The 12,718-nt window shown below is 66.1% G+C and carries 11 protein-coding genes and 1 pseudogene; 3 read left to right on the plus strand and 9 right to left on the minus strand.

The features are described 5' to 3' along the window. Positions 1-39 precede the first annotated feature (39 nt). The 3 genes from vapC to RBR52_RS02125 form a co-directional block, all read right to left on the minus strand. A complete protein-coding gene (vapC, locus tag RBR52_RS02115) occupies positions 40-444 on the minus strand; it encodes a type II toxin-antitoxin system tRNA(fMet)-specific endonuclease VapC (RefSeq protein WP_320375517.1) in 405 nt (134 codons plus the stop codon). After that, a complete protein-coding gene (vapB, locus tag RBR52_RS02120) occupies positions 444-677 on the minus strand; it encodes a type II toxin-antitoxin system VapB family antitoxin (protein WP_320375518.1) in 234 nt (77 codons plus the stop codon). The genes vapC and vapB overlap by 1 nt, the downstream gene beginning before the upstream one ends. A gap of 65 nt (positions 678-742) precedes the next feature. Further along, a complete protein-coding gene (locus RBR52_RS02125; RefSeq protein ID WP_320375520.1) occupies positions 743-2,176 on the minus strand; it encodes a PLP-dependent aminotransferase family protein in 1,434 nt (477 codons plus the stop codon). 200 nt (positions 2,177-2,376) lie between these two features. Between RBR52_RS02125 and RBR52_RS02130 the strand changes: the two genes are divergently transcribed. Beyond that, positions 2,377-2,973 (plus strand): LysE family translocator, encoded by a 597-nt coding sequence (locus tag RBR52_RS02130; protein ID WP_320375521.1) that lies wholly within the window; start codon positions 2,377-2,379, stop codon positions 2,971-2,973. A gap of 16 nt (positions 2,974-2,989) precedes the next feature. On the opposite strand, the gene RBR52_RS02135 is transcribed toward RBR52_RS02130, so the two are convergent. The 6 genes and pseudogenes from RBR52_RS02135 to RBR52_RS02160 form a co-directional block, all read right to left on the minus strand. After that, the gene (locus tag RBR52_RS02135) at positions 2,990-3,196 is read right to left on the minus strand and encodes a CopZ family metallochaperone (RefSeq protein ID WP_320375522.1); all 207 of its coding nucleotides are present in this window, start codon (positions 3,194-3,196) and stop codon (positions 2,990-2,992) included. Between the two features lie 28 nt (positions 3,197-3,224). Further along, positions 3,225-3,629 carry a DUF302 domain-containing protein gene (locus RBR52_RS02140; protein WP_320375523.1) on the minus strand — a complete coding sequence of 135 codons (405 nt, stop codon included), beginning with the start codon at positions 3,627-3,629 and terminating at the stop codon, positions 3,225-3,227. A gap of 13 nt (positions 3,630-3,642) precedes the next feature. Then, the gene (locus RBR52_RS02145; protein ID WP_320375524.1) at positions 3,643-6,330 is read right to left on the minus strand and encodes a heavy metal translocating P-type ATPase; all 2,688 of its coding nucleotides are present in this window, start codon (positions 6,328-6,330) and stop codon (positions 3,643-3,645) included. Beyond that, complete coding sequence (locus RBR52_RS02150; protein WP_320375525.1) at positions 6,323-6,766, minus strand: heavy metal-responsive transcriptional regulator; 444 nt, start codon at positions 6,764-6,766, stop codon at positions 6,323-6,325. The genes RBR52_RS02145 and RBR52_RS02150 overlap by 8 nt, the downstream gene beginning before the upstream one ends. A gap of 313 nt (positions 6,767-7,079) precedes the next feature. Further along, the gene (locus RBR52_RS02155) at positions 7,080-8,453 is read right to left on the minus strand and encodes an MFS transporter (RefSeq protein WP_320375526.1); all 1,374 of its coding nucleotides are present in this window, start codon (positions 8,451-8,453) and stop codon (positions 7,080-7,082) included. Positions 8,454-8,540: 87 nt separating this feature from the next. Next, positions 8,541-9,863 (minus strand): annotated as a pseudogene (locus RBR52_RS02160) (MFS transporter); the annotation flags it as partial. Between the two features lie 250 nt (positions 9,864-10,113). On the opposite strand from RBR52_RS02160, the gene RBR52_RS02165 reads away from it, so the two are divergent. After that, positions 10,114-11,403, plus strand: coding sequence for a c-type cytochrome (locus tag RBR52_RS02165; RefSeq protein WP_413818282.1), 1,290 nt, complete (start codon positions 10,114-10,116; stop codon positions 11,401-11,403). A gap of 11 nt (positions 11,404-11,414) precedes the next feature. Continuing rightward, positions 11,415-12,482, plus strand: a complete 1,068-nt coding sequence (locus RBR52_RS02170) for a c-type cytochrome (protein WP_320375528.1) — start codon at positions 11,415-11,417, stop codon at positions 12,480-12,482. The last annotated feature ends 236 nt before the right edge of the window (positions 12,483-12,718 follow it).

Consider the following 12,718-nt stretch of genomic DNA (forward strand, 5'->3'; position numbering starts at 1 on the left):
TCGGATACTTCGCTCGTCTTCAGCGGATTTCCAGCGTGCTCACGGTTGCAACCAGTTTTGGATTTGCAGGGCGGGCACGCGGCGGAATTCACCCTCGTTGTTCGTCACCAGCGTCAGCCCTTCGCTGCGTGCGTGCGCTGCGATATGCAGGTCGTTGACCCCGATGGGCTCGCCCGCACGTTCGAGTGCGGCGCGGATCTGTCCGTAGTGTTGCGCCGCTTTTGCGGTGTAGGGCAACACTTCAAGGCGGCTGACAAAATCCTCGACGACCGCCAGATTGGCTGCGGGCCTAGTGCTTTTTTCCGCACCATGCAAGAGTTCTGCGAGGGTAATGACCGAAATGGCCATGCGCGCCGCGTTGGCGTTGAAAGCGCCAAGTACTTCCACCGGCCGCCGTTTGATGACGTAAATGACGATGTTGGTATCGAGCAGATAAGCCAGCATCACAGAGACTCACGCGCGGCTTGTTGCTGCGGCGCGCGTTCTTGCAGAAAGTCGTCGCTGACCGCGGGGCCGTCATGAAAGAAACTGTCCCAGCTCGATTCGAGCGGCGCGATGATGCGCTCCTTGCCTCGCGCCCGAATGCTGACCTGCTTGACGGCCTCGGGCAAGCGCAGATCTGCTGGCAGACGGACTGCCTGAGAGCGGTTGTTGGTAAAGACGGTCGTGGTGGCCATGTTCAGAGCGCAGGCTTGTATATGGCGCAAGTATATGGCGGTCAGTTCGCGTGGACAACCCGCTTTCACCCTGCCAGTTGCGTCGCGATGCGACCGACCGCGTGCAAGGCCTCTTCCCGTTCTGCCGTCCAGCGTCCGCCGACGTTGAGCCGCAGGCAGTTGCGGTAGCGGGTGGATGTGGTGAACAGCGTGCCGGGAACGATGACGATGTTTTGTTCGATGCAGCGTTGATACAGCACGACGGCATCGACCGACCTGGGCAGCTCGATCCAGAGAATGAAGCCCCCGGCGGGGTCGGTCGCCCGTGAGCCGGGCGGGAATGCGGCGGCGATGATCTGACGTGCGATGTGGGTCTGGTCGGCGAAGCAGCGCCGAAGTTGGCGCAGGCTTTGCTCGTAGCCGCCTTGTTCGAGCAGGTCGGCCACGGCCCATTCGATCACTGCGCTGCCGCCGCCGCTGAGGGCGCGCTTGAAGTTGGCGACCTGTGCGCTCCAGCGCCCCGCCTCCACCCAGCCGATGCCGCGCAGTCCCGGCGCCAGGGTCTTGCCGAACGAGCCGCAGATCATCACGTTGCCGCTGCGGTCGAATGCACGCACGGCGCGGCGGTCTTCCTCGGTGGGGGCGAGGTCGTTGCAGATCACATCCTCGATCAGCGGGATGCCGCGTACCCCCAGCAGTTCCGCCAGGCGTTTTTTGCTGGCGGCGGGCATGATGGCGCCCAAGGGGTTGGACAGCGTCGGCACGGCGACGACCGCCTTGACCGGCTGGGTGTCCAGCGCGACTTCCAGGGCTTCCAGCGAGAGCCCGGCCCCGGGCTGCATGGGAATTTCCACCGCGCGCAGGCCCAGCGCCTGCATGGCGCGCAGAAAGCCGAAGTAGGTCGGCGACTCGATGGCGATGACATCGCCGGGCTGCGTCACCGCGCGCAGGCACAGGGTGATGGCTTCCATGCAGCCATTGGTGACGACGATATTGCGGTGATCGAGGTTGCAGCCCAGATCCAGCGCGCGGCGCGAGATGGCCTGCCGCAGCGGCGCGATGCCCGGCGCAGTGGCGTAAACGCCGAGGCTGTTGGCATGCCGTTGGGCGCTGCGCGCGATGGCGCGGCGCACCCGCTCGACCGCATAGAGGTCTTCGCTGGCGGTGGCCGCGCCAAACGAAATGCAGGCAGGGTCGCCCGCGGCGTCGAGCACCGCGTCGGCAATGGCGTTCGTTTCCACTGCCACCGCCCGCGCGGGAGGTCGCGTGGCGGCGGGCACCGGCGGCAGGCTGCGCGGTCGTCGCACGAAAAACCCGGACTTGGGACGCGCCTCGATCACGCCGCGATCCTCGAGCGTGCGGTAGGCCTGCACCGCTGTGGAGATGGAGACGCCATGCTGTTCAGACAGGGCGCGAACCGAAGGCAGACGCGCGCCCGGTCGCAGCGAGCCGGAAGCCGCCAGCCCGGCCAGGCGCTCGGCAAGGGCGAGATAGAGCGGGGTGATGGGATCGGCGTTCATGCCCGGCATCATGGCAGAGATCGGTCGGTGTTACACCTCACAGTGGGCAGGTGATTCGGCCAGTACAGACTTCGAAAAATCGCGTTTGTATCGATACAGATAGCCGGATGCTGCATCTGTTTTATCGGCGTGGCAATGCCTACAGTGAGGCCATCGTCCACCCAAATAAGTCCCGCAATATTCTCGTTGCGCAAAAAACCATGTTCGACATCAACCTTCCTGCGCTGGCGCTGTTCGCCTTCGTCACCTCCGTCACGCCGGGGCCGAACAATCTGATGCTGCTGGCCTCGGGCGCGAACTTTGGCTTTCGCGCGTCGATTCCGCACCTGCTGGGCATCAGCACGGGCGTGCTGATCCTGCTCGCCAGCGTCGGCCTGGGGCTGGCGGAACTGTTCTCGCTTTGGCCCTGGGCCGAAGTCGCCATGAAATGGATCGGCGCGCTCTACATGATCTACCTCGCCTGGCGCATTGCCCGCGCATCGCCTCCCGACGGTTCCGCTGTGCGGGAGTCTCGTCCCATGCGCTACATCGGCGCCTTCGCCTTCCAGTGGGTCAACCCCAAGCTGTGGCTCATGGCGCTGAGCGTGTTCTCCGTTTATGTGCCAGGCTCGGGTGGGTTTTCGCTCGTGCTGGCGGTGGCGGCGCTGTTCAGCTTGATCAATCTGCCGACCATCAGCGTCTGGGCGCTGGGGGGCGCCCGGCTGCGTCATTTGTTGACCGAACAAGGGCGCGTCAAGGTGTTCAACCTAACCATGGCGGCCCTGTTGCTCGCCACGCTGTGGCCGATGCTCCGATAAGAGATGAGGCGCCGATTCATTCCTTGAGCGCCGCCCCGTAGCCTTCCTCGATCACGGCCTTGACCAGCGCTTCGGGTGCGGCGCTGCCCTGCACGGTGGCGCGGCCGCTGTTCAGGTCGACCTGGGCGTCCTGCGTGCCGGGAACGGCCTTGAGCGCCTTGGTGACGGCGGCAACGCAATGGCCGCAGCTCATGCCGGTGATTTGCAGTTGGATGGTGTTCATGCGTTTTTCTCCTCGTGGGGACTGAAGTTCAAGCGGCTTGGGCGAGGGCGTCGCGCACCTTCATCAGCTTTTCGCAGACTTCCTTTGCGACGGCGTGCACTTCGGGTTTGTCGATCAGGCCGAGCACCGAGGTGGGGTTCATGAAATCGACCACGATCTGCTGCCTGGCCGCATCTTCGCGCACCACCACATTGCACGGCAGCAGGGCGCCGATGTGCGGGTCGAAGTCGAGCGCCTTCAGGGCGTAGCCCGGCGCGCAGGCGCCGAGGATGCGATAGGGCGGTCGGTCGACGCCGAGCTTGGCCTTGAGGGTGGCCGACACGTCGATGTCGCTGATGATGCCGAAACCCTGCGCCTTGAGCGCCTCGGTGGTGCGGGTGATGGCGTCGTCGAAGGCACAGCAGGGCTGGGCGGAAAACACGATGGAAGGCATGTCAAAGCTCCTTTCAGGGGGTGTGGGTCAAGGGGGAGAGTGCCGGCGATGGTGCCGCTGGGCGAGAGACGGGCGCTTGCCAGGATGAAAGCCGTTTGAGCCGCAGGCTGTTGCCCAGCACGAACACCGAGGACAGCCCCATCGCCACGCCGGCCAGCATGGGGTGCAGGTGCATGCCCCAGGGCGTGGCCACGCCCGCGGCCAGGGGAATGAGCACGATGTTGTAGGCGAACGCCCAGAACAGATTGCCGTGGATGGTGCGCAGGGTGCGGCGCGCAGTGTCGATCGCCGTGGGCAGGGTGGCGAGGTCGCCGCGGGTCAGGCTGACGTCGGCGGCTTCGATGGCCACATCGGTACCGCTGGCCAGCGCCAGGCCGACGTCGGCCTGCGCCAGCGCCGGGCCGTCGTTCAGGCCATCGCCGACGAAGGCCACACGACGCCCCTGCGCCTGCAACTCGCTGACCACGCGGGCCTTGTCCTGTGGCAGCACTTCCGCATGCACTTGCTGAATGCCCAGCGCGTCGGCCACGGCCTGTGCGGTGCGCCGGGCGTCTCCGGTGACCAGGGCGATGTGCAGGCCGCGCTGGCGCAGCGCCTGCACCACGGCAAAGGCTTCGGGCTTGATCGGGTCGGCGATGCCGAGCACGGCGACGCAGCGCTGGTCCTGCGCCAGAAACACCGCCGTCTGGCCTTGCGCTTCGAGCGCGTCGGCCTGCGCGCCGAAGGCGTTCAGGGCGATGCCTTCTCGCGCCATCAAGCGCCGCGCGCCCAGCAGCAGGGCGTGGCCTTCGAGGGCGGCGCGCACGCCATAGCCGGGGATGGCGGCGAAATCCTGCACGGCGGGAATGTCCAGCCCGCGCTGCTGCGCCGCCTCGCGCACGGCGCGGGCCAGCGGGTGCTCGGAGTCGGCTTCGAGGGCGGCGGCCAGGCGCAGCGCTTCGTTCTCGTCGAGAGCGCTGTGCAGTGCGGTGAGCGCGGGCCTGCCGCGGGTGACGGTGCCGGTCTTGTCGAGCAGCACGGTGTCGATGCGCGAGAGCGCCTCCAGCGCCTCGCCCTTGCGGAACAGCACGCCCATTTCCGCCGCGCGGCTGCTGCCCACCAGAATGGCCGCCGGGGTGGCCAGACCCATGGCGCAGGGGCAGGCCACCACCAGCACGGCGACTGCGGCGACCAGCGCGGCGCTGATATCACCCGTGAGCATCAGCCACGCGGCGAAGCTGGCCGCGGCGATCAGCAGCACGACGGGGGTGAACACGGCGACCACGCGGTCGGCCACGCGCTGCACCGGCAGCTTGCCGGTCTGGGCGTTTTCCACCAGGCGCACGATCTGCGCCAGCACCGTGTCCTTGCCCAGCGCGGTGGCTTCGATCACCAGCCGGCCTTCGGCATTGACCGTGCCGCCCACTACCGTGTCGCCCGGTTTGCGGCTCACCGGCACGGCCTCGCCGGTGAGCATGGATTCATCCACATGGCTGTCGCCTTCGATCACCCTGCCGTCCACCGGCAGGCGCTCGCCGGGGCGCACCAGCACACGGTCGCCGATGTGCAGCGCGGCGAGGCTGACCGATTGCTCCACGCCCTGCGCATCGAGGCGCGTGGCCTGTTTGGCCTGCAGCCCGAGGAGCTTGTGGATGGCGGTGGAGGCGCGGCCCTTGGCCAGTTCCTCCAGATACTTGCCCGCCAGGATCACCGCCACCACCACGGCGGCGGAGTCGAAATACACATGCCGCGACTCGGCGGCAAACCACTGCGGCGCCAGCAGCACCAGCGTGCTGTAGGCCCAGGCCGCGCCGGTGCCGGTGGCGACCAGCGAATTCATGTCGGGCGAGAGATGGCGGTAGGCGATGGCGCCGGTGCGAAAGAACCGCCGCCCGGGGCCGAACAGCACGGCGCTGGTGAGGGCGAACTGCACCCAGTCCCAGAAGCGCGGGATGGGCGAGGTGCGCAGCAGCGCGGCGTCGAAGGCGGGCCAGACCATGGGCAGCATAGCCAGCACCAGCACCGGCAGCGCGAGAAGGGCCGCGAGCACGACGTCGCGCCGCATGCGCGCCAGACTGCGGGCGTGGGCGGCAGCGCTGGCGTTTGATGTGCGCCCCTTGGGTCGGCTTGCCGACCCGCCCCCCGAGGGGGTCAAGGAAACTTGGGGCGGCCCTGCGTTTCCTTGATCTGCCGCGTCGTCGCACTCCTGCACCGGGTGCGCGCCGTAGCCCGCATCCACCACGGCCTGCGCCAGCGCCCCGGCGTCGAGCATGGCGGGCAGATAGCGCACCTGCGCGCGGTTGACCGCCAGATTCACCGTGGCGGACAGCACGCCGGGCAGCTTGCGCAGTGCGCGTTCCACCCGGCCCGCGCAGGAGGCGCAGGTCATGCCCTCCACGTCCAGCGCTGCTTCGGCGACGATCGGGGTGTAGCCTGCGGCGCTCACCGCATCGGCAATGGCTTGCGGGGTGGCGGTCTGCGGGTCGTAAGTCACCTCGGCCTGAGTGGTGGCGAGGTTGACGCTTGCTACCAGTACGCCGGGGAGCTTGCGCAAGGCGCGCTCCACCCGCGCGCTGCACGAGGCGCAGGTCATGCCGCCTACGTCGAGGCGCAGGGTCTGGCCTGTGGCCGGGGCTTTGTCGGCTGGCGCGGGCGCCGCTGTTTCGCGCGGCTCCACCGGGCAGGCGGTCAGGCCGGAGTCAGGCGTGATGGACTCATTCATGGACGTTCTCCTTCTCGCCCCGCAAGGAGGCGAGGATGGGGCATTGCTTCGTGGCGCCGTGGCCGGGGCAGGCATCGAGCAGCGTTTGCAGACCTTGTTTCATGCGCTGCAGGTCGTCGATCTTGGCGTCGATCTCGGCCAGCCGCTGCGCGGCGATGGCGCGCACCGCGCCCATGTCGGCTTCGGGTCGGGCGTGCAGCGCCAGCAACTCGCCGATCTGCGCCAGCGAAAACCCCAACGCCTGCGCCCGCCGGATGAAGTCGAGCCGCTCGACGGCTTGCGGCGCGTACAGCCGGTAGCCGCTGGCGGTGCGCTGCGCCGGTTCGAGCAGACCCAGACGCTCGTAGTAACGCAGCGTCTCGGCCCCCAACTGCGCACGCTGCGCGAGTTCACCGATGGTGAGGCGGGAGGGGTCTGGGGAAGGCAGGGAAGACATGGGGCAAAACCGGTGGCTGTGAAAGAATTGTTTGAAGTCTACAACTTACTAGATACTTTAGGGTTGAAGGGGGAATCTCTGCAGCAAGGCGTGCCATCGAGAAAGTTCTTCAGGGAAACGCTGATTCGACTATGAGTCTGTCGGGCTTCGGGTGGGCCTCTCCCCCTCCCAACCTCCCCCACGCCGTGGGGGAGGGGTGTGCTCTCCCTCCCCACTCGTGGGGAGGGTTGGGGTGGGGAAAAACGCGATGAATCAATCGCTTATCTCCTCCTCACTTCCCCTGCAAGCGGTGGAGGCATCCTGCAGCGTTTCGCTACAGCGGCGTCGTCGCCTTTCGGCGCAGCACCCAGGCGATGAAGCGCCGCCCGTAGATCGGCTGCTTCCACACCAGCCAGGCGAGCATCAGGGCGTTGAACAGGGCTACGGTCAGCAGCAGCATCGGCACGCCCACGCCCGAGGTCAGCAAGGTGGCGCAATACGCCGCGCAGGCGATCATGAACAGGGCGTTGAGCATATTGCTGGCGGCGATCACCCGGGCGCGGTGGGTTTCGGCCACGCGATGCTGGATGAAGGCATACAGCGGCACGCTGTAAATTCCGGCGCTGGCCGAGATCAGCAGCAGATCGACCATCAAGCGCCAGTGCACGCCTTCGCGCAGGAACAGCGTGAGGGTTTGCAACTGCCCGTTGTGCGGCAGGTGCCGGGTGGCGACGAACAGATCGACGCCGAACACCGACATGCCGATGGCGCCCACCAGCACCAGGCCGATTTCCACCCGGCCGTGCGCCATCCACTCGCAGGCCACCGAGCCCAGGCCGATGCCCACGGCGAAAATCACCAGCAGCAGCGACGCCACGGCCTCGCTGCCGTGCACCACCTCGCGGGTGAAGATCGGAAACTGCGTGAGAAACGCCACGCCGTAGAACCACATCCAGGCGATGGCGATCAGCGCCGCCAGCACGGAGCGGTCGGCGGCAGCGAGCCTGAGGCTGCGCGCGGTGGCCGTGAACGGGTTCCAGTTGATGCCGGTTTCACAGACCAACGACGGGGTGCGCGGCACGAAGCGTGCCATGGTCCAGCCCGCCAGCGAAATGGCAAGACAGGTCGCTCCGGCGAACACCGGCCCTTGCGGGTAGGTCATCAGCACCCCGCCCACCAGGCTGCCCAGCAGAATGGCGACGAAGCCGCCCATCTCGGTCATGCCGTTGCCGCCGGTGAGTTCCGCGGTGTGCAGGTGACGCGGCAGATAGGCGAATTTCACCGGGCCGAACAGGGTGGAATGCAGCCCCATGCCCAGCACGCAAACCAGCAGCAGCGGCACATTCACCGTGACGAAGCCCCACAGCGCGCCGAGCATGATGACAATCTCGAAAGACTTGATGCGCCGCATGATGACGCCCATGTCGCACTTGTCCGCAAGCTGCCCGGCCGTGGCCGACAGCAGCACGAAGGGCAGCACATACAGCGCGGCGATGAGGTTGACCATCAGCCCCGCGGGCAGCCCGGTCTGCGCCTCGGCGCGGTAGGTCACCAGCATGGTGAAGGCGAACTTCAGCAGGTTGTCATTGCCCGCATTGGTGAACTGCGTCCAGAAAAACGGCGCGAAGCGGCGCTGCCCCAGCAGCTTGAACTGGTTGACGGACAGCGGTGCCTGTTGCGGGTCGGAAGGCGGGGGGGAGGACGGCATGCGCAGTGAATACGACAAACTGCAGAATGTTCGCACAGTCGCTCTACACCGCGTCGTTCCCGGGCGATGACGGCGAGTCCATCAAGCCCTTTGCCGCGCCCAGGCCAGAAAGCGCTGACCGTACAGCGGCTGGCGCCAGATCAGCCAGAGGGCGGCCAGCGCATTGAGCAGCGCCACGCTCAGCAGCAGCGCGGGCACGCTCACTCCGGCGACCAGCATCGCCGCGCAGTAGCCCGAGCACACCACCATGTAAAGCGCGTTGAGGATGTTGTTGGCCGCGATCACCCGCGAACGGTGCGTGGGCGGGGTGTGGTGCTGGATCAGCGCGTACAGCGGCACGCTGTAGATGCCGGCGCTGGTCGAGAGCAGGAACAGGTCGAGCATCACCCGCCAGTGCGCCGGATCGCGCACGAAGGGTAGAACGCCCTGCAGCGCGGCTTCGTGCGGCAGGTTCAGCGTGGCGAAATACAGGTCGATGCCAAACGCCGTCATGCCGATGGCGCCCAGCGGCACCAGGCCGATCTCCACCCGCCCGCGCGCCAGCCCCTCGCAGGCCAGCGAACCCAACGCGATGCCGATGGAAAACACCGCCAGCAACAGCGAGGCCACCGCCTCGTTGCCGCCGAGCACGTCCTTGGCGAACACCGGAAACTGCGTGAGGAAGGCCACGCCGTAAAACCACATCCACGAAATCGCCAGCAGCGCCTGCAGCACCGTGCGGTCGCTTGCTGCCAGGCGCAGGTTGCGTGCGGTCTCGGTGAACGGGTTCCAGTCGATGCGCAGTTGCGGGTCCACCGGCGCCGTGGCGGGAATGAAGCGCGCCGCAGTCCAGCCCAGCAGCGCTACGGTCACGCAGGCCAGACCGGCGATCAGCGGGCCGCGCCCTGCGGTCATCACCAGGCCGCCGGCCAGATTGCCCAGCAGAATGGCGACGAAGGTGCCCATCTCGGTCATGCCGTTGCCCCCGGTCAGCTCGGCTGTGTCGAGATGCTGCGGCAGATAGGCATACTTGGCCGGGCCGAACAGCGTGGAATGCAGCCCCATGCCAAAGGCGCAGACCAGCAGCGCCGGCACATTGGCGGTGACGAAGCCCCACAGCGCCAGCGCCATGATGGCGATTTCCAGCGTCTTCACCCGGCGCATCAGTACCGCCTTGTCGAACTTGTCGGCCAGTTGCCCGCTGGTGGCCGAGAACAACACGAAGGGCAGGATGTAGAGCGCGGCGATCAGGTTGACCATCAGCCCGGTGGACTGCGCCGAAGCTGCTTCGGCACGATAGGCCACCATCACGGTGAAGGCGAACTTGAACAGATTGTCGTTGCCCGCACCGCCGAACTGCGTCCAGAAAAACGGCGCGAAACGGCGCTGGCCCAGCAGGGCGAACTGGTTGGGGCGGACGCGGTCGGTCATGGGCGAGCGTTGGAGCAGGAGATGGGCGGGCGGGCCGGGCGATGGTACCGCGCGATCTTGAGTGCCATGCAATCCCTTGTCGCGAGGGCAAGGGGATCGCGTTTTGATTGGATGCTGCCGTATTCGTTTCATTTTGTAATTCGGACAAACAACCCTTGCGCTGAGTCAAGAATCAGAATATTCCACAAGTTAATCTGTGATCCAACGTGCTGCGAGGCACAAAAATGCGAACGACAAGGAGGGCAGAAATATGAGTGTCACAAACAAAAAATCCAGATTACATTATGTGTCAGGATTTTTATTGATAATCGGCTGGGTTGGTTTCGCGCAGGCGTCTCCCCGGTTTTCACCGCAGGAAATCGAGCGGGGAGCCTACGTGGCCAAGGTCGGCGACTGCATCGCCTGCCACACTGCGCCGGGCGGCAAGCCATTTGCCGGCGGTTTGCCCATGCCGCTGCCGATGGGCACGATTTATTCGAGCAATATCACGCCCGATCCAACCGATGGCATTGGCAAATACACCTTCGAGGATTTTGATCGTGCAGTGCGCAAAGGTGTCGCACCCGGCGGGAAATATCTTTATCCGGCCATGCCGTATCCGTCCTATGCCAAGGTCACGCCCGAAGACATGAAAGCGCTTTACGCCTACTTCATGCAGGGCGTGAAGCCGGTGGCACAGCCCGACAAGCCGCCCACCATGATCTGGCCGCTGACCCTGCGCTGGCCGCTGGCGATCTGGAAGTGGATGTACGCCTCCGATGACCATGCCTACCAGCCCGATCCCAAACAGGGCGCGCAATGGAACCGCGGCGCCTATCTGGTGGAAGGTCTGGGGCACTGCGGCGCCTGCCACACCCCGCGCGGCATCGGCATGCAGGAAAAGGCGCTGAGCGCCAGCGGCGCCGATGGCTCGCTGTTTCTCTCGGGCGCCAAGGTCGAGAACTGGTATGCCAGCAATCTGCGCGGCAATGGCGTGGGCGGTCTGGGCGGCTGGAGCGTGGCCGACATCGTGCAATTGCTCAAGACCGGGCGCAACAGTACCGGCGCGGCGATGGGCAGCATGACCGAGGTCATCCACCACAGCTCACAGCACTGGACCGACGCCGACCTGGAGGCGGTGGCGATCTACCTCAAATCGCTGCCTGCCGATCCGAACAAGCCCAGGGCGCCGCAGCCCGTCGCGCCCGCGCCGCAGCCCGATCTGCACTCCGTCGGCTCCCTGGCCTATGCGCAGCATTGCGCCCTTTGCCATCAGAACGACGGAGAAGGCGCCGCAGGCGTGTTTCCGGCCATGGCGAGCAATCCCACGGTGGAATCGCGCGATGCGCTCAATCTGATCCATGTGATTCTGGCCGGGGGGCAGACCGCCGAAGTCAAAGGCATTCACCAGTTCACCATGCCCGCCTTCGCCAGCGTGCTCAGCGACCAGCAGGTGGCCGACATCGCCACCTTCGTGCGCAGCGGCTGGGGCAACAGCGGGGCGGCGGTCAGCGCCAGCGAAGTGGCGAAAGTTCGCGCAGACATCGCCAAAACCCATTGAGGCAGACCATCATGAAAAACAGCACAACCGATTCACGCGCCAACATGACGGTGCACACCCTGCTGGCAGCGTGCCTGCTGGCGGGCATCGCAGCCCAGCCTGTCCTGGCCCAAACCGCATCGGCGCCCGCAGCACCGGCGCTGGTCGCCAAGCCCAAGCCGACGCGCGAAGTGCCTTTCAAGGCGCCCAACCTCGCCGCGCTGTCGCATGAACCCAACGGCGCGGAAATCCTCTACGGCTACCGCCTGATGACGCAGACCAGGAAACTGCTGCCTCACAACGTCGGCGCGGCGATGAATTGCACGAGCTGTCACTTGGGCGGCGGTTTTGTGCCCCACTCCTCGGCCTTTGTCGGGCAGAACGTGCTCTACCCCATGTACAACGGTCGCGCCGCCCGGGTGGTCAGCATGGCCGACCGCATCAACGGCTGCATGCTGCGGTCGATGAACGGCAAGCCCATCCCGAAGGATTCCCGCGAAATGAAGGCCATGCTCGCCTTCATGGCCTGGATGTCCAAGGACGTTCCCGCCGACGCCAAGGTCAAGGGCGCCGCGCTGTACAAGATCAGCACGTCGATCAAGCCCGATCCCGTGCGCGGCAAGGCGATCTACGCCGAGCGTTGCGCCGCCTGTCATGGCATCGACGGCCAGGGCAGCAAGAACGCCAAGGGCGAGTATGTCTTCCCGCCGCTGTGGGGGCCGGATTCGTTCAACATCGGCGCCGGCATGGCGCGCACCTACACCGCCGCCGGTTTCGTCAAGGGCGCCATGCCTGTGGCCGACAGTCTGCATCCGCCAACGGGGGTCGGTCGCATGAGCGCCTCCGCACGGCCGCCCGAAGGTGGCGCTCAACTCCCTCGGGGAGTCGAGCGCAGCGAGGAGGGTGGTTCAATGAGCGATCAGGATGCGGTGGACGTGGCGGCTTACTTCTCGCATCAGCCCCGGCCCGATTTCCCCATGAGCATCTACGACTGGCCCAAGGGCGGCGCCCCCAAGGACGTGCGGTATTGCCTGGTGTCGCTGGGCAACTGCACGCCCGCCGAAATCGCCAGGGCGCCCAAGCCGCCCGGAGGGAAATGACGGTTTTCCAGGGGAAACACTGAAGAAATGAGCGCGAGAGATGCAGCGCAGTGAACGGAACCTATCAATGAGATAGACGAGAGAGCGGGTAGCGCACAACGCCTCCCTCGCTACTTGTGGGGAGAGGCGCGAGGAATCAAACGCATCGCTCCCCCTCCCGACCTCCCCCGGCAAGCGGGGGAGGAGAAGACGGCGCTGCGCTATGCAAGGGATGCCCCTCCCGACCTCCCCCGGCA

Source organism: Thiomonas sp. (assembly GCF_034007205.1).
Lineage (GTDB): Bacteria > Pseudomonadota > Gammaproteobacteria > Burkholderiales > Burkholderiaceae_C > Thiomonas.

Bases quoted from the DNA above. Each gene is read 5' to 3' on its own strand.
- RBR52_RS02165 (WP_413818282.1), top strand. From the start codon at position 10,114: ATGAGTGTCACAAACAAAAAATCCAGATTACATTATGTGTCAGGATTT.
- RBR52_RS02170 (WP_320375528.1), top strand. From the start codon at position 11,415: ATGAAAAACAGCACAACCGATTCACGCGCCAACATGACGGTGCACACC.
- RBR52_RS02130 (WP_320375521.1), top strand. From the start codon at position 2,377: ATGTTCGACATCAACCTTCCTGCGCTGGCGCTGTTCGCCTTCGTCACC.
- RBR52_RS02135 (WP_320375522.1), bottom strand. From the start codon at position 3,196: ATGAACACCATCCAACTGCAAATCACCGGCATGAGCTGCGGCCATTGC.
- RBR52_RS02125 (WP_320375520.1), bottom strand. From the start codon at position 2,176: ATGAACGCCGATCCCATCACCCCGCTCTATCTCGCCCTTGCCGAGCGC.
- vapC (WP_320375517.1), bottom strand. From the start codon at position 444: ATGCTGGCTTATCTGCTCGATACCAACATCGTCATTTACGTCATCAAA.
- RBR52_RS02145 (WP_320375524.1), bottom strand. From the start codon at position 6,330: ATGAATGAGTCCATCACGCCTGACTCCGGCCTGACCGCCTGCCCGGTG.
- RBR52_RS02140 (WP_320375523.1), bottom strand. From the start codon at position 3,629: ATGCCTTCCATCGTGTTTTCCGCCCAGCCCTGCTGTGCCTTCGACGAC.
- RBR52_RS02150 (WP_320375525.1), bottom strand. From the start codon at position 6,766: ATGTCTTCCCTGCCTTCCCCAGACCCCTCCCGCCTCACCATCGGTGAA.
- vapB (WP_320375518.1), bottom strand. From the start codon at position 677: ATGGCCACCACGACCGTCTTTACCAACAACCGCTCTCAGGCAGTCCGT.
- RBR52_RS02155 (WP_320375526.1), bottom strand. From the start codon at position 8,453: ATGCCGTCCTCCCCCCCGCCTTCCGACCCGCAACAGGCACCGCTGTCC.